At 62.6% G+C, this 26,519-nt stretch carries 24 protein-coding genes and 1 pseudogene; 11 read left to right on the top strand and 14 right to left on the bottom strand.

The annotated features are described in order from the left end of the window. Positions 1-17: 17 nt before the first annotated feature. The 4 genes from BN1128_RS11495 to sgrR form a co-directional block, all read right to left on the bottom strand. A complete protein-coding gene (locus tag BN1128_RS11495; RefSeq protein WP_042868813.1) occupies positions 18-731 on the bottom strand; it encodes a hypothetical protein in 714 nt (237 codons plus the stop codon). 32 nt (positions 732-763) lie between these two features. Further along, complete coding sequence (locus BN1128_RS11490) at positions 764-1,159, bottom strand: acyl-CoA thioesterase (RefSeq protein ID WP_042868811.1); 396 nt, start codon at positions 1,157-1,159, stop codon at positions 764-766. A gap of 197 nt (positions 1,160-1,356) precedes the next feature. After that, on the bottom strand, positions 1,357-3,534 hold the full coding sequence (katG, locus tag BN1128_RS11485; RefSeq protein ID WP_042868809.1) for a catalase/peroxidase HPI: 2,178 nt from the start codon (positions 3,532-3,534) through the stop codon (positions 1,357-1,359). 192 nt (positions 3,535-3,726) lie between these two features. Next, positions 3,727-5,403 carry an HTH-type transcriptional regulator SgrR gene (sgrR, locus tag BN1128_RS11480; RefSeq protein WP_042868807.1) on the bottom strand — a complete coding sequence of 559 codons (1,677 nt, stop codon included), beginning with the start codon at positions 5,401-5,403 and terminating at the stop codon, positions 3,727-3,729. Positions 5,404-5,500: 97 nt separating this feature from the next. Between sgrR and BN1128_RS25385 the strand changes: the two genes are divergently transcribed. From BN1128_RS25385 to BN1128_RS11470, 3 genes are all read left to right on the top strand, one after another. Then, on the top strand, positions 5,501-5,680 hold the full coding sequence (locus tag BN1128_RS25385; RefSeq protein ID WP_209428568.1) for a hypothetical protein: 180 nt from the start codon (positions 5,501-5,503) through the stop codon (positions 5,678-5,680). A 158-nt stretch (positions 5,681-5,838) separates the two neighbouring features. After that, complete coding sequence (locus BN1128_RS11475; RefSeq protein ID WP_042868805.1) at positions 5,839-7,107, top strand: O-acetylhomoserine aminocarboxypropyltransferase/cysteine synthase family protein; 1,269 nt, start codon at positions 5,839-5,841, stop codon at positions 7,105-7,107. Positions 7,108-7,217: 110 nt separating this feature from the next. Continuing rightward, the gene (locus BN1128_RS11470; protein ID WP_042868803.1) at positions 7,218-7,844 is read left to right on the top strand and encodes a glutathione S-transferase family protein; all 627 of its coding nucleotides are present in this window, start codon (positions 7,218-7,220) and stop codon (positions 7,842-7,844) included. Positions 7,845-7,990: 146 nt separating this feature from the next. Here BN1128_RS11470 and BN1128_RS11465 read toward each other — a convergent pair whose 3' ends face one another. Next, positions 7,991-9,166 (bottom strand): iron-containing alcohol dehydrogenase, encoded by a 1,176-nt coding sequence (locus BN1128_RS11465; protein WP_082030403.1) that lies wholly within the window; start codon positions 9,164-9,166, stop codon positions 7,991-7,993. Positions 9,167-9,367: 201 nt separating this feature from the next. Between BN1128_RS11465 and BN1128_RS11460 the strand changes: the two genes are divergently transcribed. Then, positions 9,368-9,949, top strand: a complete 582-nt coding sequence (locus BN1128_RS11460) for a hypothetical protein (protein ID WP_042868801.1) — start codon at positions 9,368-9,370, stop codon at positions 9,947-9,949. Positions 9,950-10,177: 228 nt separating this feature from the next. On the opposite strand, the gene BN1128_RS11455 is transcribed toward BN1128_RS11460, so the two are convergent. Beyond that, the gene (locus BN1128_RS11455; RefSeq protein WP_042868799.1) at positions 10,178-10,630 is read right to left on the bottom strand and encodes a hypothetical protein; all 453 of its coding nucleotides are present in this window, start codon (positions 10,628-10,630) and stop codon (positions 10,178-10,180) included. Between the two features lie 474 nt (positions 10,631-11,104). Here BN1128_RS11455 and BN1128_RS11450 point away from each other — a divergent pair, with 474 nt between their 5' ends. Beyond that, positions 11,105-12,577: a C69 family dipeptidase gene (locus BN1128_RS11450; protein ID WP_042868797.1), complete on the top strand. Its 1,473-nt coding sequence runs from the start codon at positions 11,105-11,107 to the stop codon at positions 12,575-12,577. A gap of 61 nt (positions 12,578-12,638) precedes the next feature. Here the strand turns inward: BN1128_RS11450 and BN1128_RS11445 are convergent, their stop codons facing one another. The 3 genes from BN1128_RS11445 to BN1128_RS11435 are packed head-to-tail and all read right to left on the bottom strand — an operon-like array spanning position 12,639 to position 14,243. After that, positions 12,639-13,385 (bottom strand): SDR family oxidoreductase, encoded by a 747-nt coding sequence (locus BN1128_RS11445; RefSeq protein WP_042869346.1) that lies wholly within the window; start codon positions 13,383-13,385, stop codon positions 12,639-12,641. Between the two features lie 56 nt (positions 13,386-13,441). Next, positions 13,442-13,687: a DUF3624 domain-containing protein gene (locus BN1128_RS11440; RefSeq protein WP_042868795.1), complete on the bottom strand. Its 246-nt coding sequence runs from the start codon at positions 13,685-13,687 to the stop codon at positions 13,442-13,444. Between the two features lie 25 nt (positions 13,688-13,712). Continuing rightward, on the bottom strand, positions 13,713-14,243 hold the full coding sequence (locus BN1128_RS11435; RefSeq protein WP_042868794.1) for a GNAT family N-acetyltransferase: 531 nt from the start codon (positions 14,241-14,243) through the stop codon (positions 13,713-13,715). A gap of 186 nt (positions 14,244-14,429) precedes the next feature. Between BN1128_RS11435 and BN1128_RS11430 the strand changes: the two genes are divergently transcribed. Both BN1128_RS11430 and BN1128_RS11425 read left to right on the top strand, forming a co-directional pair. Next, the gene (locus BN1128_RS11430; protein WP_042868792.1) at positions 14,430-15,872 is read left to right on the top strand and encodes a RimK family protein; all 1,443 of its coding nucleotides are present in this window, start codon (positions 14,430-14,432) and stop codon (positions 15,870-15,872) included. Positions 15,873-15,896: 24 nt separating this feature from the next. Continuing rightward, complete coding sequence (locus BN1128_RS11425; protein ID WP_042868790.1) at positions 15,897-16,433, top strand: MgtC/SapB family protein; 537 nt, start codon at positions 15,897-15,899, stop codon at positions 16,431-16,433. Between the two features lie 55 nt (positions 16,434-16,488). Here the strand turns inward: BN1128_RS11425 and BN1128_RS11420 are convergent, their stop codons facing one another. Both BN1128_RS11420 and BN1128_RS11415 read right to left on the bottom strand, forming a co-directional pair. After that, entirely contained in the window at positions 16,489-18,105 is a 1,617-nt protein-coding gene (locus BN1128_RS11420; protein WP_042868788.1) for an alpha-amylase family protein, read from the bottom strand. 123 nt (positions 18,106-18,228) lie between these two features. Then, positions 18,229-20,196, bottom strand: a pseudogene (locus BN1128_RS11415) (TonB-dependent copper receptor). Here BN1128_RS11415 and BN1128_RS25380 point away from each other — a divergent pair. Further along, on the top strand, positions 20,195-20,449 hold the full coding sequence (locus BN1128_RS25380; protein WP_156140216.1) for a hypothetical protein: 255 nt from the start codon (positions 20,195-20,197) through the stop codon (positions 20,447-20,449). The pseudogene BN1128_RS11415 and the gene BN1128_RS25380 sit on opposite strands and share 2 nt — an antisense overlap. Here BN1128_RS25380 and BN1128_RS11410 read toward each other — a convergent pair. Next, positions 20,446-20,703 (bottom strand): DUF2442 domain-containing protein, encoded by a 258-nt coding sequence (locus BN1128_RS11410; protein WP_042868786.1) that lies wholly within the window; start codon positions 20,701-20,703, stop codon positions 20,446-20,448. The genes BN1128_RS25380 and BN1128_RS11410 overlap by 4 nt on opposite strands. Before the next feature lie 259 nt (positions 20,704-20,962). Between BN1128_RS11410 and BN1128_RS11405 the strand changes: the two genes are divergently transcribed. After that, a complete protein-coding gene (locus BN1128_RS11405) occupies positions 20,963-22,927 on the top strand; it encodes an LTA synthase family protein (protein WP_042868784.1) in 1,965 nt (654 codons plus the stop codon). Between the two features lie 63 nt (positions 22,928-22,990). Here BN1128_RS11405 and BN1128_RS11400 read toward each other — a convergent pair whose 3' ends face one another. After that, positions 22,991-23,461: an Lrp/AsnC family transcriptional regulator gene (locus BN1128_RS11400; protein ID WP_042868783.1), complete on the bottom strand. Its 471-nt coding sequence runs from the start codon at positions 23,459-23,461 to the stop codon at positions 22,991-22,993. Positions 23,462-23,618: 157 nt separating this feature from the next. Between BN1128_RS11400 and BN1128_RS11395 the strand changes: the two genes are divergently transcribed. Then, the gene (locus BN1128_RS11395; protein ID WP_042868780.1) at positions 23,619-24,137 is read left to right on the top strand and encodes a cyclin-dependent kinase inhibitor 3 family protein; all 519 of its coding nucleotides are present in this window, start codon (positions 23,619-23,621) and stop codon (positions 24,135-24,137) included. Between the two features lie 16 nt (positions 24,138-24,153). Here BN1128_RS11395 and metA read toward each other — a convergent pair whose 3' ends face one another. Further along, complete coding sequence (gene metA / locus BN1128_RS11390; RefSeq protein ID WP_042868778.1) at positions 24,154-25,098, bottom strand: homoserine O-acetyltransferase MetA; 945 nt, start codon at positions 25,096-25,098, stop codon at positions 24,154-24,156. A 143-nt stretch (positions 25,099-25,241) separates the two neighbouring features. Here metA and BN1128_RS11385 point away from each other — a divergent pair, with 143 nt between their 5' ends. After that, positions 25,242-26,480: a cyclic di-GMP phosphodiesterase gene (locus tag BN1128_RS11385; protein WP_042868776.1), complete on the top strand. Its 1,239-nt coding sequence runs from the start codon at positions 25,242-25,244 to the stop codon at positions 26,478-26,480. The last annotated feature ends 39 nt before the right edge of the window (positions 26,481-26,519 follow it).

The raw sequence follows: 26,519 nt of genomic DNA, 5'->3' as shown, positions 1-26,519 counted from the left end.
TCATGCTGCAACCGTGCTTATTGCGGCTTGTTGGCACCGGGCAGCGGCTGCCAGGTGAGGCGGGTCACTTGTGTGCCCTGCACCTCGCACTTGAGGCAGAGATCCTGCCACCCCTTATCCTGGCGCAGGGACACTTCTCCCTCTACACCCTGTTTGGCAATCTTCAGCTTCGCCTGCTCGAAGATCACCTTGTCCCCTCTGGCGAGATCCATCAGCTTGCCATTGCAGAGCCAGTGGGCGAGGTCCGCCCCCTTCAGCTTGACGCCCCCCTTAGCCGCCTTCTGCTCGGCCGGGCTCTGGGCAAACAGCTGGCTCAGCTCCGCGGCCCGTTTGGTGAGCCAGGCCTCGCGCTGCTGCATACTGATCTTGCTGACGAACTCTGCCGGTTGGCCCTTGTTGTCCAGCCAGCGGGTCAGCTTGCCGCTGTCGTCAAAGGCGAACTGTGCCGCTGGTTCCTTCACCCCGAACAGCTTGCCGCCCTTGAAGTAGTAACGGCTCTCCCCTTCCAGCTTGCCCTGCTCGTTCATGATGGGCACGGCTATGATAACGGGGGTGCCATCGATCCAGGCCTTGATGTCGACGCCATCGTGGCTGAACAGGCGAGTGTCGAGGGCGCTCTCGGCCCCCCGCTCCATCAGGGTGAACTGCTCCGCAAGAGAAGCAGCCACGGAAGGCAGGGAACAGAGCCCCAGTCCCAAGCCCAGACTCAGGGCGATCACGGTATTGCGCATTAAGTGTCCTGTGATTGGCCGGAAGGCCAAGGTTAACTTTCTATCAACCAGGCCCGCAGTGCGTCCCTGTGCTTGTCACTCAAGGGCAGGGATTGGCGGGTCTGATAGTCAAAATGGATCAGGGTCGTTTCGCCGGTGACGGCCAGCTCACCGCCCTGCCAGGCTTCCTGCCAGAGCGTGAAGGAGCTGGAGCCGATGCGGCGCACCCCGGTGTTGATCGATACCTGCTGGCCATAAAACAGCTCCCGTTTGAACTGTACCGTATAGCCCGCGATGATCAGGTGCCAGTTATGCACATCCAGCTCGGGAGAGAAGATGCGAAACAGGGGATCCCGCGCCGCCTCGAACCAGACCGCCGGCACCGTATTGTTGATGTGGCCGAGGGCATCTGTCTCTTGAAAACGGGGTTGGATCTGCATTTCCAGCATGGGCGACTCCTTGTCAGCAAGGGCTTGGCAGCTAGCCATCATCAATGAATCAAGATGTTACCTGATATCCCGCCCAAAAGGACAGGGGATGCGCTTACCCCGGTGCTGGCCAATTTTTGTCGCAACCCCTGGCAAGCCTTGGTTCAGGACAAAAAAATACCCCGCACACCCGGGTGTGCGGGGCCGTCGGGTCAGCCTTAACTCACCAGATCAAAGCGGTCCGCATTCATCACCTTGTTCCAGGCACTGATGAAATCGCAGACGAACTTCTCCTTGTTGTCATCCTGGGCATAGACCTCGGCGTAGGCACGCAGTACCGAGTTGGAGCCGAACACCAGATCGATCCGGGTCGCCGTCCATTTCAGCTTGCCGCTCTTGCGATCGCGCACTTCATACAGACGCTCTCCCGACGGGTGCCAGGTGTTGGCCATGTCGGTGAGGTTGACGAAGTAGTCGTTGGTCAAGGCCCCTTCCCTCTCGGTAAAGACACCGTGCCGGGTGCCGCCATGGTTGGTTCCGAGCACTCGCATGCCACCTACCAGTACCGTCATCTCATGGGCCGTCAGCCCCATCAGCTGGGTACGATCCAGCATCAGCTCCTCCGCCGTGACCGCATAGTCCTTTTTCAACCAGTTGCGGTAACCGTCGGCCAACGGCTCAAGCACGTCGAATGACGCCACATCGGTCTGGGCCTGAGTCGCATCACCGCGACCCGGCTTGAAGGGGACTGTCACCTCGACCCCGGCGGCCCTGGCCGCCAGCTCAACACCCAGGTTACCCGCCAGCACTATCACATCCGCCACGCTGATCTGGCTGGCGGCGGCGATGGGTTCCAGCACCTTGAGTACCCGCGCCAGTCTGGCTGGTTCATTGCCTTCCCACTCCTTCTGCGGGGCCAGCCGGATACGGGCACCGTTGGCACCGCCACGCAGATCCGAGCCCCGGAAAGTACGGGCGCTATCCCAGGCAGTACTGACCAGATCGCTGATGGAGAGGCCACTGGCGGCAATCCTGGCCTTCACCGCAGCCACGTCATAATCGGTACGCCCGGTGGGCACCGGATCTTGCCAGATCAGCTCTTCAGCCGGCACATAAGGCCCCACGTAGCGGGTTTTCGGCCCCAGATCCCTGTGGGTCAGCTTGAACCAGGCGCGGGCGAAGGCATCGGAGAAGGCCGCCGGATCAGCGCGGAAACGCTCGGCGATCTTGCGGTACTCGGGGTCGAACTTCAGCGCCATGTCGGCGTCTGTCATGATGGGGTTATGGCGAATGGCGGGATCTTCCACATCCACCGGCTTGTCCTCCTCCCGTATGTTGACGGGTTCCCACTGCCAGGCACCGGCCGGGCTCTTTTTCAGTTCCCACTCATAGTTGAACAACAAGTAGAAGTAGCCGTTATCCCAACGGGTGGGGTGGGTGGTCCAGGCACCTTCAATGCCGCTGGTCACCGCATTGCGGCCAATGCCGCGCTGGGTCTTGTTGAGCCAGCCCAGCCCCTGATCCTCGACAGCGGCACCTTCCGGCTCGGGCCCGAGCAGCCTGGCATCCCCATTGCCGTGACATTTGCCTACCGTGTGCCCCCCGGCCGTCAGGGCGACCGTCTCTTCGTCATCCATCGCCATGCGGGCAAAGGTGACCCGCATGTCTTTGGCTGTTTTCAACGGATCCGGATTGCCGTCGACCCCTTCCGGGTTGACGTAGATGAGCCCCATCATCACTGCCGCCAGCGGGTTGTCCAGATCCCGCTCGCCAGAGTAACGGCCACCGGGCTTGCTGCTCGGTGCCAGCCACTCCTTCTCCGCGCCCCAATAGATGTCTTTCTCGGGGTGCCAGATATCCTCGCGGCCAAAGGCGAAGCCGAACGTCTTGAGCCCCATGGACTCATAAGCCACGGTGCCGGCCAGAATGATCAGATCGGCCCAGCTGATCTTGTTGCCGTACTTTTTCTTGATGGGCCACAGCAGACGCCGGGCCTTGTCCAGGTTGGCGTTGTCAGGCCAGGAGTTGAGCGGAGCAAAACGCTGATTACCGGTACTGCCACCACCACGGCCGTCGGCGATACGGTAGGTACCGGCCGAGTGCCAGGCCATGCGGATCATCAGGCCGCCGTAGTGGCCCCAGTCTGCCGGCCACCAATCCTGGCTGTCAGTCATCAGGGCAGTCACATCCTGCTTGAGGGCGGCCATGTCGAGCTTCTTGAGCTCTTCCCGGTAATTGAAACCGGGCCCCAGCGGATTGGTCTTGGTGTCGTGCTGATGGAGAATGTCGAGGTTGAGACTTTTCGGCCACCATGCCATGTTGGCTTGCTCGCCGGAGGTGGTACCACCGTGCATGACCGGGCATTTTCCTTGGGAACGTTCTGAATTGTTGCTCATCTTTTTCCTCATTTGCTCTGCTTTCCATAACCTGAACCAGCATGGCACTTTGGAATTGAATGTCCAATGAACTGAGACCCGCCGACCCATAGTAAAAACGGCAATCAAAACAGGATGACGATCTGCCGGAAGAGCACCTTGAAAGGTACAAGGTGAGGCGAGACAGGTTCAACCCGCAACACAAGCTCGTCCTTACTCGGGGCGAAGCCAGGCACTGCGAAAATCGAACCAGCCGAGCGCCGTCATGCGCACCCCGTGCACACCGACCCGGCTCTCCAGCTCCAGCCAGTGGTGGAACAGGGGCACGAACCAGCCCTGTTGCTGCCCCCGGGCCAGCAGGGCGCGCGGGCCCGGCTCAGCACCGCTGGCCCGCCACTGCATCAACCCCTGCCACAGCTCGTACTGACTGGCCCACACCTTGCGCAGCAGCGGGGTGCCCTGCAACCAGGCATAGGGGGCAAAGGAACCGGCGTGCTCGAGGTTGAGGGTGCCGAGCCAGAGATCCACGTCTTCATCCACCCCGCTCACCCAGCGACCGTAATCCAGGGTGCGCACCTCCAGCTCAATTCCCTGCGACCCTAGCAGGCTGCTCATGGCGTTGGCGCACTCGTTGAACTCCAGGTGCTGATTGAAACAGGCCAGCACCAGTCGAGTCGGCAGTTGCTCCGGCGTTGGCAATGACGCAGGCTGGGCCTCGCGCCAGTGAGGGAGCAGGCCGAGTGCGCTGGTCCAGCCCCGCTGCAACTCGGGGGCGACCCGCCCCATCAGGGCCACCGGATTGAGCAGTTGACCGAGCCACTGACGCAGGGCGGGATCCTGCAAGGATCCGGAACGATCATCCTGCAGCAGGAAGTAGCAGCCGGACTCCAGCTCCGACTCGCCGCGCATGGTGCCCAGCTCCGGGCTGTCGCGCCCCAGCTGCAGGTGGGTCTCCAGTCGATCCGCCAGCTCCGGCAGCATCCAGATATCGATCTCGTCGAGCAGGGCTCGCAGGCCGAAGTAGTCGTCGAATGCCGTAAGGCAAAGATGCAGCGGATCGTTGGCAGCCACCCGGTAGGGGCCGGTGCCCACCGGTTGCAGAGCAAAGCCCGCCTCCCCCTTGAGCTCCCGCGGCAATATGGTCGCCACCGGCTCTGCCAGCAGGTGGGGCAGCCAGGGATCCGGACTGTCGAGAAAGAGATCCAGAGTGCGTGGCCAGGGGCTATCCAACCGATCCAGATGGGCGAACAGCGGGCGATCCCGCAGGGCAAGCAGGCTCTCTATCACATCCTCCACCACCAGCTCGCGACCGTGGTGAAAACGCACCGCCGGACGCAGGTAGAAGCGCCAGTGACAGGGGCCCAGACACTCCCAGTGGTGGGCAAGATCCCCTTCGATTTCCCCATTTTCCTCATTTCGCCGGGTGAGGCCGTTGAAGATCTGCCGGCTCAGGTGGATTTCGGAGCGGCGCATCGGGCCGGTAGGCAGCAACTGCGGCAGCGGCCGGTAGTAGGGCACCCGCAGGATCTGGCGCCCCTCGCGGGTGGCCTGACCGAGCTGCTCGATCAGCAGCGGGGTGAGCAGATCGAGGCGATCCTCCGCCAGCCGCACCGCCTGCGCCAGTTGGCCCTGACTGAGCAGATCCCGCAGCCGGCGCCGGGTCAGGCTCTCCTGGCTGTCAAGCAGCACCAGCCGGGAGCGCCGCCCCCGTCCGGCTTCGGCCGACCAGCTGAGCCAGCCCTGATCCTGCATGCGGCGCAGCAGCAGGCGCGCGTTGCGCGGGGTGCAACAGAGCAGATCCGCCACCTCGGCGAGGCTTGCCTCCCGCTCATCGCAGCCAAGCTGCTGGGAGAGTCGTTGAAACTGCTGGTAAAGGCGACCGGTCGGCATAAAAGAGGAAATCCTGTTGCTGTAAGTCATCAGTTTTTACTTCCGTATTTTAGCTCAATACTGCTGGCGAACGTGAGAACCACAGCAGAGGAACACCATGATGAGCCACGCCAGCCCCCTCAAACCGAACCGGATCCAGCAGACCCTGTGTCGTTACTTCAAGCGGATACTGCCCAAGCCGCTAACCCTGATCGAGGATCCCATGAGCCAGCTCAACCGCCTGATGCAGTGGGACATGCACCAGATAGACGATCGGGAGTATCGTCGCCGTCTCTGAGTGCCATCCCTCACACGGGGCGCTCAAGGAAGACGCACATCGTCAGCGGGCGCAATTACTTTGCCGGATTGGGTGGTTTACATCGGCGCTGGGCCTGATAGATTGGACGTCTATCCATCTATAACTGCTACCCAGCAACATCCAACAAGGAGTGTGTGATGAAAGATGCGACCCTGGCCCTGCACCACGGCTTTTCCCACGACCCCACCACCAAGGCGGTCGCCGTGCCCATCTACCAGACGGTGGCCTACGAGTTCGACAGCGCCCAGCACGGGGCGGATCTGTTCAATCTGGCGGTGCCGGGCAACATCTACACCCGCATCATGAACCCCACCAACGATGTGCTGGAACAGCGGATGGCCGCGCTGGAGGGGGGCATTGCCGGTCTGGTGGTCTCGGCGGGTTCTGCCGCAATCACCTACGCCATTCAGGCGCTGACCGCCGCCGGCGACAACATCGTCTCCACCCCCCAGCTCTATGGCGGCACCTACACCTTGTTCGCCCACATGCTGCCGAGCTTCGGGGTCGAGGTGCGCTTCGCCAAAGATGACAGCGCCGAGGCCATCGCCGCCCTCATCGACGACAAGACCAAGGCGGTCTACTGCGAGAGCATAGGCAACCCGGCGGGCAACATCGTCGATCTGGCCGCCTTCGCCAAGGTGGCCCACGCCCGTGGCGTGCCGCTCATCGTCGACAACACGGTCGCCACCCCTGTGCTGTGCAAACCCATCGAACACGGCGCCGACATAGTGGTGCACAGCCTGACCAAATATGTCGGCGGTCACGGCAACTCGCTGGGCGGCGTCATCGTCGACTCGGGCAAGTTCCCCTGGGCGGATAACGCCGAACGCTTCCCCCAGCTCACCCAGCCCGAGCCCTCCTACCACGGTGTGGTCTATACCGAGGCCTTCGGCCCCGCCGCCTTTATCGGCCGGGTGCGCACAGTGCCGCTGCGCAATACCGGCGCGGCGCTGGCCCCCATGAACGCCTTCCTGCTGCTGCAGGGGCTTGAAACCCTGAGCCTGCGCATGGAGCGCCACGTGGACAACGCCCTTCAGGTCGCCCACCACCTCAAGCATCACCCGAAAGTAGCCTGGGTCAGCTACGCCGGTCTGCCGGGACATCCCCACTATCTGCTGGCGGAGAAGTACATGGGCGGTCGGCCGTCGGCCATCCTCTCGTTCGGCTTGAAGGAGGGCTATGAGGCCGGAGTGCGCTTCTACGATGCGCTCAAGATCTTCAAGCGGCTGGTCAATATCGGCGACGCCAAGTCGCTGGCCTGCCACCCCGCCTCTACCACCCATCGCCAGTTGAGCGAGGAGGAACAGGTCAGGGCCGGGGTCAAGCCGGAGATGATCCGCTTGTCGGTGGGGATAGAAGCGATCGAGGACATATTGGCGGATCTGGATCAGGCGCTGGAGGCCTGAGTCAGCCAACAAGAGAGCGGGCACTGCCCGCTCTCTTGATTTCTCCATGCCGGTGAACCAGCCACCCCGCCGACGCGTATACGGACTCCTGCCACCGAATCGAGGTTTCAATGATAATCCTGCACCACCTGAACAAGTCCCGCTCCCAGCGCATCATCTGGCTGCTCGAAGAGCTGGGCTTGCCCTACCAGATCAAGGCTTACCAGCGCGACGCCACCACCTTTCTGGCGCCGCCCGAACTCAAGGCCATCCACCCCCTCGGCAAGTCGCCGGTCATCGAGTTGGAAGGCCGCGTACTGGCAGAGTCCGGCGCCATCACCGAGTACCTGATTGCTCGATACGCGGCCGAACGGCTGGCGCCGGCCCAGGATAGTCCCGATTACCCCGAATACCTGCAGTGGCTCCACTTTGCCGAGAGCTCAGGCATATTGCCGCTGCTGCTCGACATGTTCGTGAGAAAAGATGGCAGCCCGATGCGCTTCCTGCCGGACTACGCCAAGGCGGAGTGTGCCAAGGTGCTGGGCTACCTCAACGATGTACTGGCAAGCCGCCACTATCTGGTGGGGGATCGCCTCTCCGGCGCCGACATCATGAACTCCTTCCTGGTGGATCTGCTGGCGCAAAGCGGCCAGCTGGCCCACTTCCCGCACCTGCAAGCCTACTGGCAGCGCCTCAATACCCATCCGGCCCGCCAGAAGGCGGTGACACTGGAGCGCGAGCTGGATCTGGGCGCCTGATCCTATCCCCCCGGCGCCTCACCCCGGAATGCAAAACGCCCCGACAATCGGGGCGTTTTCTTTGCAGCTCGTCAGCCAAATGATCAGAGTGCGTGGGAGAATATCCGCTCCACTATTATTTATTGCCCGGCACTGGCACCTCAGACTTAAAGAGCGTGGGAAAGGATCCTGGCTACCTTGTCCGGATCTATATCCTGCTGCTCCCCGAGCGCGGTCAGGCCGAAGCGCTTGAGGTTGGAACAGATGCCGTGGATGCAGCTCTCGCTCAGGCCGTAGTCGACAAGACGGGTGCCCACCCCCATCTGCTGGAAGAACTGCTCGGTGCGGATAATAGCCTCCTCGATGCGCAGCGCCTTGTCCTCCCGGCTCGAATGCCAGACCCGCTCGGCGAACTGGGCCAGCTTCTCCTGCTTCTGGGCCGCCTGCTCACGCAGCAGGGAGGGCAGCACCACAGCCAGGCTCTGGGCATGATCCAACCCGTGCAGCGCGGTGAGCTGGTGGCCGATGGCATGGGTGGACCAGTCCTGCGGCACGCCACGGCCGATGAGGCCATTGAGGGCAAGGCTCGCCGCCCACATCAGGTTGGCGCGCACCTGGTAGTTGGTGGGATCGCGCAGTGCCCGCGGACCGTTGTCCACCAGCACCTGCAGCAAGCCTTCCGCCAGCCTGTCCTGCACCTCGCCCCCCACCGGGAAGGTGAGGTACTGCTCTATGATGTGGACAAAGGCATCCACCACCCCATTGCCGATCTGGCGGGCGGGCAGGCTGTAGGTGGTGGTGGGATCGAGCACGGCAAACACAGGTTGCACCAGCGGATTCATGAAGGAGAGCTTGGCCTCTCCCCGGCTCACCACGGCAGCGGGATTGCTCTCCGAGCCGGTGGCGGGCAGGGTCAGCACGCAACCCAGGGGTAATGCTGCTTTGATGGGCGCCTTGTGCAGGAGTATCTCCCAGGGATCCGCCCCCTCGAAGCAGGCCGCGGCGGCCACGAACTTGGTGCCATCCACCACGGATCCGCCGCCGACCGCCAGCAGGAAGTCGATGCGCTCGCGCTTCACCAGTGCCACCGCCTCCATCAGCTGATCGTACTGGGGATTGGCACTTATACCGGGGAACTCCTGCCAATCCCTCCCCGCCAATGCCTGGGTCAGTTGCTCATAGACGCCATTCTGCTTGATGCTGCCACCGCCGTAGAGCACCAGCAGGCGACTGCCCGCCGGGATTAGATCGGGCAGGCTGGCGATCTGGCCTTCACCGAAACAGACGCGGGTAGGATTGGCATATTGGAAGTTGTACACGGCAGAGCCCTCGCTTGAATGCATGCAGGGAATTGTGCGCCTGTGGCTCCATGAGGTCAAAAAACGGGAGCTGGCTATCAAAACACGCATTGCGTTCGAGTCCGGCAGGGTGGCCAGATGCGACTCTGCTATGGTCTGTCAGGAAGGCGGTGCCATGCCCCATCCGGGCCCACATGCTCACCCCTCCCATCTCATATCCTCCTTTCCCGTCATAAGGTCTGAAACATGAAATTGAAGCATGCATGGATTGCCGGTCTGCTCTCCCTCTCGACCTGTCTGGTGCAAGCCGCCGAGGTGGTCACCGAAGTCGCGACCGCCCCAGGCAAGGCCAATCTGCTGGAAGCCGTGACCGCCCAGGCAACGGTGACCGCCATCGACATGGCGAGCCGCAAGGTCAGCCTGAAGAATGCCGCCGGTGAGGCGTTCGACATAGTCGCCGGTGAGCAGGTCACCAACCTGCAAAACCTCAAGGTTGGCGACGTGGTGGCGCTGAGATACCTGCAGATGCTGGATCTGGAACTGCTCAAGGGCACGGCAGGCGTCAGACAGCGCGTCGTCGAGGTGGATGCGGACAAGGCCGCCGCTGGCCAGAAGCCGGGGGCCGGGGTTGGCGTCAAGGTAACCCTGTACGGGGACGTCATCGCCGTCGACAAGGCGCAGCAGACGGTCACGGTCAAAGGGGTGGATCACACCCTGGTGCTCAAGGTACACAACCCGGCGCAGTTTGCCCTGATCGCCAAGGGGGATCAGATCAAGGCTGTCCAGACCCAGGCGGTGGGCATCGGCATAGTACCCGAGAAAAAATAGTGACGGAGAAGAAGTAGCAAATCCCTCTGCTGGCGCGCCTGGGCCGCGCTAGCCGGCTCAGCCCGATCAAAAAAGGGAGCGGCATCCCCCCTCCCTTTTTTGCTGCCTCTTTTGCGGCGCCGGCTGGCCCATACGTTGCCAGGTCATCAACCCGGCCATGACACCCGACAGGGGCAACTGCTTGCCCCGGCGACCACGGATTGCCGTTCGAGTCACGCCGGCCAGCACTCAGGCGCTCTTGGTCTCTTCCTTTGGCTCGCTCTTCTTGCCGGTGAGGCGATCCATGGCATCCTGCAGCATGGCGTCCCGCTGCTCGTTCAAGGCCTTGCTCTGCTGCTCGCGCTCTTCGGCAGAGAGCTGCCTGTTGTCGGCGATCTCCTTGAGCTTACCTTCTATCTCATTGAATTTTTTGCGATCAAACCCCAGCGCCTTGTCTACCAGTTGCTGCATCATGCCGCCCTTGTCTGAACCTATGTCCAGCGCCGGCGGCAGCTTGCTGTTCTTGGCCAGGTGCTCATAGGTGAGCGTCTGCTGGGCCTTGCTGGTCAGCCGCTGGGAGGAGAGGTTGACCAGCTCCTCCCAGCCGCCACCCTGACCACCGTCGGCACCGCTGAGGGTGGCGAGGGCGCGGGAATTGGACGCACTCTGGGCAAGCTGCTGGCTGTAGGGTTTGATATCCATGGGGGCTCCAATTCGGTACGCATATCCGGCATGGCGCGTTGGCCGATCCGGTCACATGGGGCGGCAGGCCCCACCATTGTCAATTAAACCAGCAAGTTACAGGCCAACTTGCCAGATGAGCCGGGATCCCGCATCCAGGCTGGCTCCACGCCCATACCGCGCCGCAGCCGAGCGTCAGAATCATGACTCCTGCGCCGCCCTGTCATGATATTGCGGCACATCTCTCTACACTCGAATGCCTCTGCCAGAGAAAGCCAAGGATTAGCGCGTAGATCACAAAACAAACAACTACAGAAGCATACAATTTTGGCGCACGATAGAACCAGCAAGCAGTGTTATGGATGAAATGTTTGCGACATCAATGATCGGCAGACCAATCCACCGGCATACTTCACATGCCGCCGTCGGCCTGCGGCAGCGCGCATCCCATCCCACCGCCTGACTTTCACTCACAGTTACGCTTCGGGCAATGCCATGAAAAAACACACCTTGAGTCTCCTCTCCGCCACCCTGCTCACCCTGCTTGGCACCAGTGCCGACGCCTGTACCGGCCTCATCGTCGGCAAGGGCGCCAGTGCCGACGGCAGCGTGATGATCGCCAGAAACGAGGATTTTGGCGTCAACAACTGGAACAAGTATTTGGCCTTCCGACCCGCCCAGCAGAACGAGGGCAAGATCTGGAAGCTCGGCAACGGGCTGGAAGTGCCCATGCCCAAGGCCTTCCTCGCCTACTCCGCCATTCGCGACTGGGACGCAGCCACCAGCGACCCGGCGGGCAAATATTATGAGGAGCGCGGCATCAACGAGTTCAACGTCGCCCTCTCGGCCACCACCAGTGCCGAGGTCAACGACAAGGCCCAGAAGGCGGATCCGCTGATCGAGAAGGGGGTCATCGAGGCCATCATCCCAACCCTGATCCTGCCGCAGGCCAAAACGGCCAAGGAGGGGGTCGAGCTGCTTGGCCGCTATGTGGAACAATATGGTGCCGGTGAGGGCAACAGCCTCTATCTGGCGGATGTGAACGAGGCCTGGCTGATGGAGATCGGCTCCGGCCACCACTGGATCGCGGTGCGGGTGCCGGACGACAGCTACGCCATGGTGGCCAACGGCCTGCGCATCCACGGCATCAATCTCGACAGCGCCGATGTACTCCATTCGCCCAAGCTGCTGGAGTTCGTGCGCGAGCACAAGCTGCTGGATAACGCCGACCCCAAGGACTTCAATTTCGCCAAGGCGTTCGGGGTCATTGCCGACCCCTATAACGTGGATCGGGAGTGGCTCGGCCAACAAATGCTGACAGCCTCCCACCAGCAGGCGACCCGGCAGGCGCAATACCCGCTGTTCATGAAGCCGGATACCCCCATAGCCGTACCGGACGTGGCCAAAGTGCTAAGCGCCACCTATGACGGCACGCCGCTCGCTGGCAAGGCGGAGCGGCCGATCCGCATCGATCGCCAGCTGGAATCCCACGTCATCCAGCTGCGCAAGGAGATGCCCAAGGAGCTGCAGGGATTGATCTGGCAGAGCTACGGCGTGCTGGCCGAATCCGTGATGGTGCCACTCTACAACACCCTGGAATCCTACCCCCTGCCCTATCGCACCGGCAGCGACAGCTACTCCGATGATTCCGCCTACTGGCAGTTCCGCAGCCTGACCGCGCTGGCCAACACCAACCCGGACAAATACCTGCCGCTGCTGCGGGGCGTCTGGAGCAAGGAGAGCGCCAAGCTCTACAAGGAGGTCGCCGTCCTCGACAAGACCCTCAAGCAGACCTATGCCAGCGACAAGCCCACCGCGCTCGGGCTGGCCGCCGACTACTCCTACGGCCAGCTGGAGCAGACCTACCAGATGGCCAAAGAGTTGCGCTACAAGCTGATGACGGATCTCACCAAGAGCACGGAGAAGAAATATTCAGAGGAGGAGTTCAAGAAGATCATGAGCCTCTGACCGGCTCAGCAAACAGAAGAGGCACCCCGGGGTTCCTCTTTCATTTCATCAAGCAGGGAACTCAGCCACGGCTGATATGGAGCGGACCGAAGGTCTGGGCCACCGGCATTATTTCTATGCTGTTGATGTTGACGTGGGCGGGCTGCTGGCTGACCCAGAGCACTGTATTGGCGATGTCTTCCGGCTGAATGGCCTGCACCCCCTGATAGACGGTAGCGGCCTTGGCGTCGTCACCGTGGAAGCGCACGTTGGAGAACTCGGTACCGCCACACAGACCCGGCTCCACGTTAGTGACGCGGATGGCGGTACCCGCCAGATCGGCGCGCAGGTTGAGGCTGAACTGCTTCACGAATGCCTTGGTGGCGCCGTAGACGTTGCCGCCCGGATAGGGGTAGGTGCCGGCGATGGAACCGATGTTGACCACGTGGCCGCGATTGCGCGCCACCATGCCCGGCAGCAGCAGTCGGGTGAGCAGGGTCAGACCGCTGATGTTGGTGGCTATCATCTGCTCCCAGTCTTCGAGATCCGCCTTGTGGGCGGGCTCCAGCCCCAGCGCCAGACCGGCGTTGTTGACCAGCAGATCCACCTCGCTCCAGGCGGCAGGCAGACCAGCGATGGCGGCCTGGGTAGCGCCCTTGTCCTGCACGTCGAACACCAGCGGCAGGAACTGCTCGCCCAACTCGTCAGCCAGTGCGGCCAGCCGCTCGGCGCGGCGACCCGTACCTATCACCTTGTAGCCCGCCTGCACCAGCTGGCGGCTGATGGCTTCACCAAAACCGGACGAGGCGCCCGTTACCATTGCAATCATCTGAACCTCCATATCTACACCGATATTGTTATTTATGTATTTGAATCCACTCAGATTCATTCATCGCTCAATTCACGTCCGGTCGCCTTGCGCCAGACAAATACCACCAGATGGAGCAGCAACAGGCCCGAGCCCCCCAGCGCGAACAGCAGGCCGGTGAGGGCATTGACCGAGGTATCGGCGCCAAACCACCACCACGCCAGCCAACCGACCATGCCGATGACGAGAGTCTGGCCGGCGCAGACCGGGCAGCGCCCCAGTTTGACCTTGATGGCGGTGGCCAGACAGTCATCACAGCTCATGCCGATCCTCCAGATTCATGGCTGCTCAAGGTGCGGGCTTGGCGGCGCCATGCTGTTTGTGCACGGCACTGCGCCGCTGGCGCCTGAGGGTGCGAACTTCGTCGCTCACCAGCGGCAGCACCAGCCGGTGGGCATGCTGGTCGCGGCCATAATAGTCCGGCAACCTTTGCTGAGCCTTGAATCCCAGCGCCTGATAGAGGGCCAGCGCCTCTTCATTGGCATCGCCCACCTCGAGGCGGATCGCCCCCCAGCCAGCCTCGAGCCCCTCCCGGATCACCTGCTCCAGCAGGCGACGGGCCCAGCCCTGGCGACGGATGGTCCAGCGGATGGCGAGGGTCTGGATCACCAGTCGATCCCAGCCCCTGTGCTCCAGCAGACTGAGATAACCCATCAGCTGATCCTTCTCATCCAGCACCAGCAGGGTGCGTCCCTTGGCATGGGTAAGCAGATAGTGCCAGCGGCTGCGGCCAAAGGCGACTTCGGGGGGAAAACAGTAGCGTTCCAGCTTAACGATGGCGCCCAAATCATCGGTTTGGGCCGCTCGTACGGTCAACACGGAGAGTCCTTGTTCGGTTATTTATCTTCAGCACCAGAAATGCGACTTGTATCACAAGTTACCAAAGCAGAATATTAGGCACTGTAACCTCTTGTTTCCCCTCGCGCCATTGTCGTGCTTGTCGGTGCATCGAAGCCCACTGGGGATCCTGCCATTCAAGGCAGTCTGATCTGTGGAGCCGAAAATATGAGTACCTACGTTATCGTCGAAGAGCTGGGCGACTGGCCCTGCCATGCCGATTATCTGCTGACTGCCCGCACCTATCTGCAACACGGCGTGCCGACCACTGGCGGCCGACCCCGCATCATCAACCTCTGCCGCAATCTGGAGCACTTGAGCGCGGGCTACTATTGCTCTCTGCTGGCCCAGGCCCGTGGCCACCACTGCCTGCCGGGATTGCAGGCCATCAGCGTGCTGCAACCCCAGCAGCCGCCGGCCAAGCTGTGGCGCAAGGTACAGGGCTGGCTGGCCCAGCAGAGCGAGGATCGCATTCGGGTACGCGCCATCTTCGGCCAGAGCGAACAGAGCGAGCTGGCGGGGCTGGCCCGCTACTACTACGGCCTGAGCCAGCTGCCGCTGCAGGAGCTGACCTTGAAACGCGGCCGCCACGGCTGGTCGGTGCGCCAGCAACAGAGCCTGTCGCCGCTGGAGTTGAGCCAAAGCGAGAAGGCGCTGATGCTGCACCACGCCCAGGCGCTGGTCGGTGCCGGCGACGAGGAGCACGCAGCCCCGCTCTACCAGCTCGCCATCCTGGTGGATCCCGATGACGGCCGCGCCAGCAGCGATGCCCTGGCGCTGGATCGCTTCATCCGGGCCGCCGCCGCCCAGGGGATCCAGGCCGAGAGGCTGGCGCCGTCCGCCATCGAGCGGTTGCCGGAGTTCGATACTCTCTGGCTGCGTTCCGAAACGGCGGTCGGCCACTACACCTTCGAATTTGCCCGCCGCGCCGAGCAGCTCAAGATGCCGGTGATCGACAGCTCCCGCGCCATCCTCGCCTGCAGCAACAAGCTCTACCTCTACGAGCTGATGGTGCGCAGCGGCGTGCCCATGCCGCCCACCATGGTAGTGACCCGTCGTGGCCGTCATCAGGTGGACGAGCTGGTGCAGCGGCTCGGCCTGCCGCTGATGGTGAAGATACCCGACGGCGCCCAGGGGCGAGATCTCGCCATGGCCAGCGATGCCCAGCAGCTGGCCCGCCTGCTGGACGAGGGGCTGGGCCGCTCCGCCCTGCTGCTGGTACAGAGCCGGATCCCCGCCGAATTCGACTGGCGCATCGGCTTTCTCGACGGCTCGCCGCTGTTCGCCTGTCGCCGATACCGGCCCGAGCCAGGCAATCGCATCCGCCGCCGCAAGCATCCCCTCGACATGAGTCGGATCGAGGCGCTGCCACTCACCGAGGTGCCGGAGCGGGTGCTGCAGACCGCCAGGCGCGCCGTACACCAGCTCGGCAATGGCCTGTTCGGGGTGGATCTGCGCCAGCAGGATCGCGACTGCGTGCTGCTGGAAATCATCGACAATCCCTGGATACGTGGCGATATTGAAGACAGGGAGGCAAAGGACCTCTACGAGCGCCTGGCCAAGGCCTTCCGGCAACGGCTGGAAAACCGGGGGCAGAGCGCGGCAGGATAACAAGCATCGACAGCAGAGGTGATTATGATGACAACGGATTGGTGGGACATAGCGCCCCTTGGCTGGGAGAACATCCTCGCCTGCCTGGTGTGTGGCACCCTCGTGGGGCTGGAGCGGCAACTGCGCGGCAAGCCGGTCGGCATCCGCACCTCCTCGCTCATCGTACTCGGCACCTACTGCTTTCTCGCCATCGGTGCCGCCGTCAGCCCGGAGAGTGCCGATCGGGCGCGGGTACTGGGTCAGCTCATCACCGGTATCGGCTTTCTTGGCGCCGGCGTCATGATGACCCGGGATGGCCAGGTACTGGGGGTGACCTCGGCCGCCACCGTCTGGATGCTGGCTGCCCTCGGCGCCCTCATCGGCATGCAGATGCTGCACCAGGCCGTGCTGCTTACCGGCGTCACCCTGGCCATACTGGTAGGCGTGGATTATCTCGAAACCAGCTTCAAGAGCCTGCGCCGCGGCGTGCACAACCGGCTGGAGAGCTGGCGCCACGGCAATGGTCACGCCCCCGCCACCAATGCCCATCAGGACGAACTGGGCAGCGGCATAGAGAAGTAACCCGCCACAATGAACAAGGGCTCCATATCGGAGCCCTTGTTGTTACTCGCCAGCCTTATTGCAACAGCAGGAAGCGACCGCTCAGCGGCGGCAAGTCCACCGTCACGCTGCTGCCACCTATGGCCAGGCTCTCGCCGCTCTGCAGATCCAGCAGGGCGCTGCCGCTGCGCAGCTTGCCGACCGGCAGGGCATAGCTCTGGGGCGTACTTGAAACGTTGAGCAGGTAGACTATCTGCTCCGCCGCCGTCTGCTTGATGTCGCCATAGATGCTGCCATCGGCCACCAGCTTGACCCGCTCACCCTGATAGAGGGCGGGATGCTTGGCACGCAGGGCCAGCAGCTGGCTGAGCCACTGCTTGAGCTCGGCCTGATCGCTGCTCGGCACGAAGCCGGTGGCAACCGGCACCTTGCCATCGCTGCGGGCCACGTGATCGTCACAGAGCCCCTGCGCCGCACAGTCGCCGCTCACCTGCGCCGCAAAGCCCGGCACCTCGTCGCCAAACTCCTCGCCGTAATAGAGGGTGATGGGACCGGAGCGAGCCGCCAGGAAGCTGAAAGCCGCCTTGTGGCGCTGCCAGTAGTCCGCCGGATTGAAATTGCCACGCTCCAGCAGATCGCCGAAACGCACCAGATCGTGGTTGCCCAGCATCAGGTTCGGCATGGCGTGGCTGGGGTAGTTCTCCACCTTGTTCCAGCTGGCATCGAGCACGCTGGCCCCCTGCCCGCCCTTGCCGGACTCCTCCACCGCTAGCGCCTGCACCAGGCCGTAGCGCAACGGGAAGTCGAACGCCGAGGAGAGCGCCGGATTGTCGCTGCTGCCGTAAGCCTGGGCGCGAATGTCATCAGCCCCCTTCCACACCTCGCCCACCATGTAGCCGAGCGTGCCCCACTGCTGACCGGCGGCCTTGCGCGTCGCACTGGCCTGCTCGACCTCGCCGCGAATGGCGCGCCACTCATCCAGCCCCAGCTGGTAGGCCTGATCGAGGCGCCAGCCATCGATGCCGTACTGCTCGACCCAGTAACGCGCCACCTCCTTGAAGTAGGCCAGGCTCTGGGGCTGGCTGTAATCCACCAGCTGGCCCGGATAACCGGCACCGCCACTCTTGAGGGCAGGCAGGCGTCCCTCGGGCGAGGGCTTGCTCACCCCCACCTTGTTGACGTGACCGAACACGCCATCGAGGAAGACGTAGAGGCCGCGCTGGTGCGCCGCATCCACCAATTTTTTGAGCTGGGCATTGCTGCCGAAGTTGGGATCCACGCTGAAGAAGTCGCAGGCGAAGTAGCCGGTGGCATCCAGCTTGTCATCCCCGCCCTGACCGGCGCAGGAGTCGAATACCGGGGTCAGCCAGATGGCGTTGACGTTGAGACTCTTGATGTGATCCAGGCTGTCGATGATCCCCTGCAGATCGCCGTTGTGCCGGGAGGGGCCGTAACCGACGCCGTAGTTGGCGGCGCTGTCGCCATCGACGAAGGACTCCACCATCACCTGATAGGTGCGCAGGTTGCAGGCGGGCTGATCATTGCCGTAGCAGGCGCGGCTGGCGGTGGCAGGCGGCGGATTGACCACCGGGGGTTGGGGTTCGCTGCCGGATCCCCCGCCTCCGCTGCCGCAAGCCGTCAGTAACAGGGCGGCCCCGAGCAGGCCGCCATAGCGCAACGTTCCTTGTTTCATTGTTATGTTCCCGCTGTGGTGGTATCGGCGCACAAGGCGCCACTCCGGGGCCATGATAGCGGTCCCGCCAGCACGGGTCTGTGACTGAAAACGTTACCCGGTTCAGTCGGTTGGCGCGTCTGCCTAGAGCACGCCGGCGGAGGCGAAACGGTAGTTGAGGGAGAGCCAGACGGCGCGACCCGGCTCCGGGATGCGACCCACCTGTTCATAGCCCAGCCCCGCCTGACTGGCGTGCACCGACTTGGAGAGGTGTTCGTAGTAAAAGGTGTCGAACAGGTTGTCCACCCCGGCCGACAGCTGCCACCCCTCTGCAAACTGCCAGGCACCGCTCAGGTTCAGGGTGAAGAAGCCGGGGGTCTCCCCCTGATCCTGACCGGCAACCGTGCCCGCGCCCACGTCCACCCTGTCCTGCGCGGCGACGGCGCGGCCAAGCAGGGTAAAGTTCCACGCCTCGGCTGGCTGCCAGCCCAACGCCAGCTTGCCATCGAGCGGCGGCATCTGGGCCAGCGGCTGGTTATCGCTCTGGTTTTCGCCATAGACCACCGCCAGGCCGCCATCGAGACGCCACAGCTCGGCAAACTGCCAGCGTCCTTCCAGCTCGCCGCCCCGGGTCTGGGCATCTATGTTGCGCACCTTGTTCGACTTGTTGTTATAGAGCAGGTAGTCCTGGATGTCGGCGCTGAACAAGGAGAGGGTCAAGTCCAGCTCGCGACTGCGCAGGGCCAGCCCCGCATCCCACTGACGGCTGCGCTCTGGGCTGAGGGTGAAGGGGACGCTGTCCTTGCTGCGCTCCCAGTAATCCGGTGCCCGCTTGGCCTGGCCCTAGGCCAGATAGCTCGACCAGGCTGGCGACCACTGATATTCGTAGCGGCCAAAGCCGCTGTCCAGGGTCAGGGTATCGCTATAGAGGGTTTGATCCCCCGCGCCATAACGGGTGGTCTCGACCCTGTCCTGCCGGTAGCCCCCCTTGTAGCCGTGGGCCCCCTGCTGGCGGCCCAGCTCGGCGAAGCCCCCCTGCTGTTCGAAACGCAGGGTGCGCTGGCGCGGCTGGCTGGCGTAATCCACCCCGCTACGGGCCCTGTGCTGATCCCGGTTGGCATCGAGCCCGGCGGTCAGCAGCCAGTCGGCCGGCAGGGCTATGTCGTTGGCCCAGCGGCCGCCTGTGTTGCGCCGATCCGGGTTGGAGAGCATCTTCATGCCGCTGCTTTGCCGCAGGCTGAAGTTGTCCATGATGTGATCTATGTCGTTGTCCCACAGGGTCAGCTCGCTGCGCTGCCAATGGCGGCTGATCTGCTCCTGCCTCAGCTTGAGGCCGAAGGACTCCCGATCGAACATGGGGCCGTCCATGGTGCGATCCGCATAGGCAGCACGGGCGTTGCTGCGCTCGGCGGTAAGTTCGAGCCAGGTATGCTCCCCCGGCGTCCAGCCCAGCTGGGCTGTGCCGTTCTCGCGGCGATAGAAGGAGCGCACCCTGTCGCCGTGGCCATCGCGATAGTCATCGCTGTCGGAGTGGGTGAACTGGCCGCGCAGATAACCCTCGGGGGCACCGACGGTGGCATCCAGCATCTGGTCGTCGCGCCCGAAGCTGCCATAGAGCGCCGAGGCCTCGGCCTTGACGCCGGGGGCGGTGAACTCGGGCCTGTCCCGTTCGAACAGCACAGTGCCCGCCAGGGTTGCGCCCTGTTCAAGGGATTGCGGCCCCTTCAGCACCCGGATCCGGTCGAAGGATTGGGGAAACACATAGGCGGTGGGCGGATCCATGCGGCCGCCGCAGCCGCCGGCCAGCATGCCGCCATCCATCTGCACGTTGAGGCGGGACATCCCCATCCCCCGCAACACGGGATCGCCCCCCAGTCCGCCCTTGCGCACCATGCTCATGCCGGTGACGTTTTTCAGATAACCGGCGCCGTCGGCGGCAGGCATGGGAGAGCCCGGTTTCTTGGGATCCAGGGTCACTTCCAGGGTGCTGGCGGGGCGGCTGGCGACCACCACCATGGGCTCCAGCTGCTGGACCGGCTCCTGACCGGCGGCGCCGTGGCAGGCGAGACCGCCCATCAGCAGGGCGAGCGGGGTGCGCATATGACAAGCCATGTTTATTCCTTATCTCTTTGTTTGTTTTTTTTGTTTTTCTCATCTCACCCAACAAACCTTTCCGCTAGGGAAAGGTTTGCCATCCGGCCGCAAAAAAGGCCTGCGGCGGGAGGCGGCAAGCCTTGACGGGCAAAGCTGGGAGAGGGGTTGGCAAAATGTTGCGCAGGTTTTACCCAAATTGGGTAGAGAAGGCAAACGAACAAACATTCCAGTTACAGGAATCTGGGGATGGCTCACAAAAATAGGGGCTTAGTTGAAGGCCTCCCGCTCGTTGATGGGTCTGATCAGGTGATAGACCTCGTGGGCCGACAAGGTGCAGCCGGCAGGCCACTCCAGCTGGTGGTGACGATTGATGAAGACCCGGGCACAACGCCGCTCCGAATCCAGCGCTGCAAACAGGGGCAACGCGCGCCAGGGGGTCAGGTCCAGCGCCCCCGTGGTGCCATCGGAGAGCACCACGAACAGGCACCATCCCTGCAAATACTCCACATCGATAAAGACCGGCATCCCTTCGGCTCCGATTGAGAAAATTCGGCGTCATTATAGGGAAGTGACCTACATGACTTTGCAAAGGGGATCACAGTTTCCCCAGCCGTTTATACTGTCTTGGATCTCTGATCGCCCTCACATAAAAATCATAAATCGTGCCAAAACATCCTTTTAAACGGCACCTACACGCAACCTTTCCCCAGACCCGCTGTCATAACCCTGCAATATAAAAACAATGTGCCCGAGGACGGGTGCAAACAGGCTTGTAGGAACAACAATGACCACTATCAGACAATGGCTGGGACCGTTTTGGCCCATCGCCGTTTTTTCATTGATCGCACTCGTCTCTCTCTCCGTCAGCCGACTCGGCCTCGGCCTCTGGCAACTGGAACGGGTCGATGCCGTTGCCGGTTGGCAGGAGATGCTGCTGCAAGGGCTGCGGGTCGATTTCGCCACCCTCTGCTGGCTGTGGGGTGTGCCCGCCATGCTGACCCTGCTGCTGGCGGGGCCCCACCCGATCGGTCGGGCCTGGCTGCAGATCATCCGGGTCTGGCTGACCCTGGGGCTCTGGCTGATGCTCTTCCTGGAGATCTCCACCCCCTCCTTCGTAACCGAATACGGGGTCAGGCCCAACCGCCTCTATGTGGAGTACCTCATCTATCCGAAGGAGGTGCTCTCCATGCTGTGGGCCGGCCGCAAGGGAGAGCTGCTGGCCGCCGTGCTGTTCAGCCTGCTGACCCTGGGCGGTGGCTGGTGGCTGAGCGGGCGCCTGCTGCGCGATCTCACCTTCCCGCGCTGGTACTGGCGGCCCGCCTTCGCCCTGCTCATTCTGGCCATAGGCTTTCTCGGCGCCCGTTCCAGCCTGGGCCATCGCGCCCTGAACCCGGCCATGGTGGCGTTTACCAGCGATCCCCTGATCAATGCGCTGACCGTCAACTCCTCCTACTCCCTCTTCTTCGCCATCAATCAGATGGACGATGAAGAAGATGCCAGCCAGTTCTACGGCAAGCTGCCCCCGGCGCGCATTCTGGAGCTCATTCGCCAGGAGAGTGGCCGCGAGCCCCACGCATTCAGCTCGGCAACCCTGCCCAGCCAGACCTTCAACGAGGCCAGCTATATCGGCAAACCGAAGAACCTGGTGATCCTGCTGCAGGAGAGCCTGGGCGCCCAGTTTGTCGGCTCCCTCGGCGGCCTGCCACTCACCCCTAACATCGATGCCTTGTCGCAAGAGGGGTGGGCCTTCGAGCAGCTCTACGCCACCGGCACCCGCTCGGTGCGCGGTATAGAAGCCGTGCTGACCGGCTTCACTCCCACCCCGGCCCAGGCCGTGGTCAAGCTTGGCAAGAGTCAGACCAACTTCTTTACCATCGCGGATCTGCTCAAACAGCGCGGCTACGACACCAGCTTCATCTACGGCGGCGAGAGTCACTTCGACAACATGCGCAGCTTCTTCCTCGGCAACGGCTTCACCACCATAGTCGAGCAGAAGGACTTCAAGAACCCCGTGTTCAAGGGATCCTGGGGTGCCTCGGACGAGGATCTGATGGCCAAGGCCGACGAGACCTTCAAGGCGCTGCACAAGGAGGGAAAACCCTTCTTCAGCCTGGTGTTCAGCTCCAGCAACCACGATCCGTTCGAATTCCCGGACGACCGTATCGCCCTCTATGAGCAGCCCAAGCAGACCCGCAACAACGCGGCCAAGTACGCCGACTACGCCATCGGCGAATTCTTCAAGAAGGCTAAGCAGTCAGCATACTGGAAGGACACCCTGTTTCTGGTCATCGCCGATCACGACAGCCGGGTCGGCGGTGCCAGCCTGGTGCCCATCCCCCGCTTCCACATTCCCGGCGTCATCGTCGGTGACGGCATAGCCCCGAAGCAGGATCCGCGTATCGTCAGCCAGATCGACATGGCGCCAACCCTGCTCTCCCTGATGGGGATAAGCGCCGACTACCCCATGCTGGGCAAGGATCTGACCCAGATGCCCGCCGACTGGCCGGGGCGCGCCATCATGCAGTACGACAAGAATTTCGCCCTGATGCGGGGCAAGGACGTGGTGATACTGCAACCTGAGCGCCCGGCGGAAGGCTTCATCTATGAGGATGCCACCGAAACCCTCACCCCGGCGGCGCAGCCGGATGCCATGAAGGATGCCGCGCTCGGGCTGGCGCTGTGGGGCAGCCTGGCTTATCAGAAAGGGCTCTACCAGACGGCGCCGGATACCCAGACAGCGCTGAACTGAACCCCCGCCGCAATAACATAAAACCCGCCGATTGGCGGGTTTTATGTTGGGCGCAACACGGGGTCAGGTGTTGAGGAAACAGGGCAGCGAGCGGCTGAACCTGTGTTCAAACACCAGCGAGGTTTCGAGGTGCACCACCTCCTCCCGGGAGGTGAAGTGATCGAACACGAAATTGCGCAGATGCTCGGTATCGGCGACGCAGAGGTGCACCAGGAAATCATCCTTGCCACCCATGTGAAACAGGCTGATCACTTCGGGCAGCGCCAGAATGGCATCGCGGAAGGCATCGATGATCTGGCGGCTGTGACGCGCCAGTTGCAGCGAGACCATGGCCTGGATATGGCCACCGAGCGCCTGATGATCCACTTCGCAATGGGCGCCCTTGAGCACCCCATCCTGTTGCAGCTTGCGCACCCGCTCCAGGCAGGTGGACGGCGCCACGCCGACCAGGGCGGCCAGATCCTTGTTGGTCATGCCCGCATCACGAAACAGATGGGCCAGGATATCCAAATCCAGTTGATCCAGGTTTCTCATCTTAACTCCTTGAACCGATCAATTTTTTAGACTCTGCCCGTAAACCGGGCCGAACACAACGCAGATTGACATCGGGGCCGCGCCCCCTATGCTTTGGCGCACTCAGAAACCGGCCATGCCGGCTCGCCTCGCCCTTGCTGGCCTCATAAGGACCTTTATGCACCCGTCTCACCCCTTCTGGAGCCAGGAAGTGCCCCGCGTCGATGGCCAGCTGCTGCTGACCCCCTGCCCCGGCACCCAGCAGGTGGCGCTGCCACTGGCACTGGATCAGCTCAGGCTGGCGGGGGCCCATGGCGTGCTGACCCTGATGACAGAGGCCGAACTGGCCCGGCTCGCACTGAGCCAGCTTGGCCCGCAGGTCGAGGCAAGCGGCATGCGCTGGTTCCACCTGCCCATCGAAGACGATCAGGCCCCCGATGCCACTTTCGAACAGGCCTGGCAACAGGCTCTGCCGCAACTGACCGGCCTGCTGCACGAGGGCAAACACCTGGTCATCCACTGCAAGGGGGGCAGCGGCCGCACCGGTCTGGTCGCGGCAGCACTGCTTGTCTCCCTCGGCCAGCAACAGCAGGAGGCCATGGCCGCCATCCGGGCCCACAGGCCCAAGGCCTTCACCCTGGCGGTGCATCGCCAGTGGCTCGACGCCCTGACCGCGCGACGAGAGCAGGCCGACTGAGCCGCCACGCTGATCCTTACTTGGGCTGCTGGTAGGTAAACACCTTGCCTATGTCTTCCACCCGATAGCTGGTGAGCTGATAGACGTAGTAGTTGAGCCAGTTGGAGAACAGCAGGTGACCGTGACTGCGCCAGCTGGCGCGCGGGGTCTGGCCGGGATCGTTATTCGGGTAATAGTTGACCGGGATGACGGGCTCGAGCCCGGCCGCCAGATCCCGCCGGTACTCCCCATCAAGGGTCAGAACATCATATTCAGGGTGACCGGTGACGAACACCTGGCGACAATCCTTGGTCGCCGCCAGATAGACTCCGGCCTCCTCGGACTCGGCAAAGATCTGCAGGTCGGTGTGGGCGCGGATGAGATCCCCGTCGAATGCCGCATAGCGGGAGTGGGGCGCCACGAATTCATCATCGAAGCCGCGCAGCAGCGGCTCGTGCTCATCGAGCCTGTGGTGGCGATAGATGCCAGAGAGCTTCTCGCCGTGGGTCTGTTTTTCCATGCCATACAAGGCTTTCAGCGCCGCCTGCACTGCCCAGCAGAGGAACAGAGTCGAGGTCACGTGCTGATGGGACCACTCGATGATCTCGACGATGCGTGGCCAGTAGACTACCTCCTCGAACTCCACCAGCCCGAGCGGCGCTCCCGTGATGATCATGCCGTCGTAGTTGTTGCCCCGCACCTGTTCGAAATCGTGATAGAAGTTCTCGAGATGTGCCTGGGGCGTGTTCTTCGACTCCCGATCGTCGATGCGCAGCAGATCCACGTCCACCTGCAACGGCGAGTTGGAGAGCATCCGCATCAGCTGGATCTCGGTTTCAATCTTCTTGGGCATCAGGTTGAGGATCAACACCCGCAACGGGCGTATGTTCTGGGTGACGGCCCTGGATTCCGTCATCACGAAGATGTTCTCCTGCCCCAGCACTTCGGCGGCGGGTAACTGATCCGGGATCTTGATCGGCATGCTTACTCCCTGTACTGCATCGGTAAATATGTCTGGACATCCAGAAGCCTATAATAAAGCGCCAACCCTGTCATCAGATACCTTTTGTATTCACCTCCGCCTTTGACTAGCATACGGCTCATGTGTCTCTCGCAGCCAAGACAATGACAGGTATCAAGATTTCCGTAGACCGACTGCAAGTCGGCAATTTCGTTTCTCTGCCACTGGGTTGGCGCGAACACCCCTTCCTGTTTTCCAGCTTCAAGCTCAAGAATGAAGAGGAGATAGAGCTGATCCGCCGGCTCGGCCTCAAGCTCGTCACCATCATTCCCGACAAGAGCGATGCCCCACCCAAGCCGCTGAGCCAGATCCAGCCGCAAGCGGCCGAGGCGCCGGACACCTCCCAGCGCCAGACCGAGATGCAGCTGGAAAAAGAGCGCCGCATCGAGCAGTTGCAGCAGTATCGCCGCGATCTGCAGCAGTGCGAGAAACAATTCCAGCAATCGCTAGCGCAGGTGCGCAGCGTGATGAGCAAGATCCAGTCCCGCCCCCTCAACGCCATCGGCGAGGCGCAGGAGCTGATCAACGCCATGACGGAGCAGCTGCTGTCGGTGGACGAAATGGTGCTGCATCTGGTCTCCGACAGCGAGGATGGCAACAACCTCTACTTCCACTCCCTCAACGTCAGCGTGCTCAGCATGCTGCTGGCCAAGGAGTGCAACATGTCGGCCGACGAGATCCGCCAGGTCGGCATGGGGGCCCTGTTCCACGACATCGGCAAGCTGAAGATCCCGAGCCAGATAGTGCGCAAGACAGAGCCGCTGACCAAACCGGAGCAGAACCTGATGGCTCAGCACCCGCGCTACGGGCTGGACCTGCTCAATCTGGCCAAGGATTTTCCAGCCGAGGCCAAAGGAATCGTGCTGCATCACCACGAATACCTGGATGGCAGCGGGCCCGAGGGGCTCAAGAAGGGGCAGCTCGACCCGCTTACCCAGATGGTGTCGCTGATCAACGAGTACGACAACCTCTGCCACCTGCAGGCCAAGGTGCCCTACTCGGCCCTGAGCGGCCTCTACAAGCAGCGCAAAGCCCAGTTCAACCCGGAATACCTCAGCATGCTGATCCGGCTGATGGGCATATACCCGCCGGGCAGCGTGGTGCAGCTCTCCAACGGCCAGGTAGGTCTGGTGATGTCGGTGAATGCCTCTCGCCTGCTCTACCCCTCGGTGCTGGTGTACGATCCCCGCATCCCGCGCCAGGAGGCGGCCATCATAGATCTGCAACAGGCCGAGCTGTCGATCGCCAAGGTGATCCACCCCAAACGACTGCCCCCGGCAGTGTTCGAGTACCTCAATCCACGTACCCGGATCAGCTACTACTTCGAACACGCCAAGCCCTGATTGTCCCGTCCATGGTTCATGGCCGCCCCAGTTCACGTC

Origin of the sequence: Aeromonas piscicola, from assembly GCF_000820005.1 — a bacterium.
In the GTDB taxonomy this organism is placed as follows: Bacteria; Pseudomonadota; Gammaproteobacteria; order Enterobacterales; family Aeromonadaceae; genus Aeromonas; species Aeromonas piscicola.
This window is presented reverse-complemented; position numbering and strand designations above follow the sequence as displayed.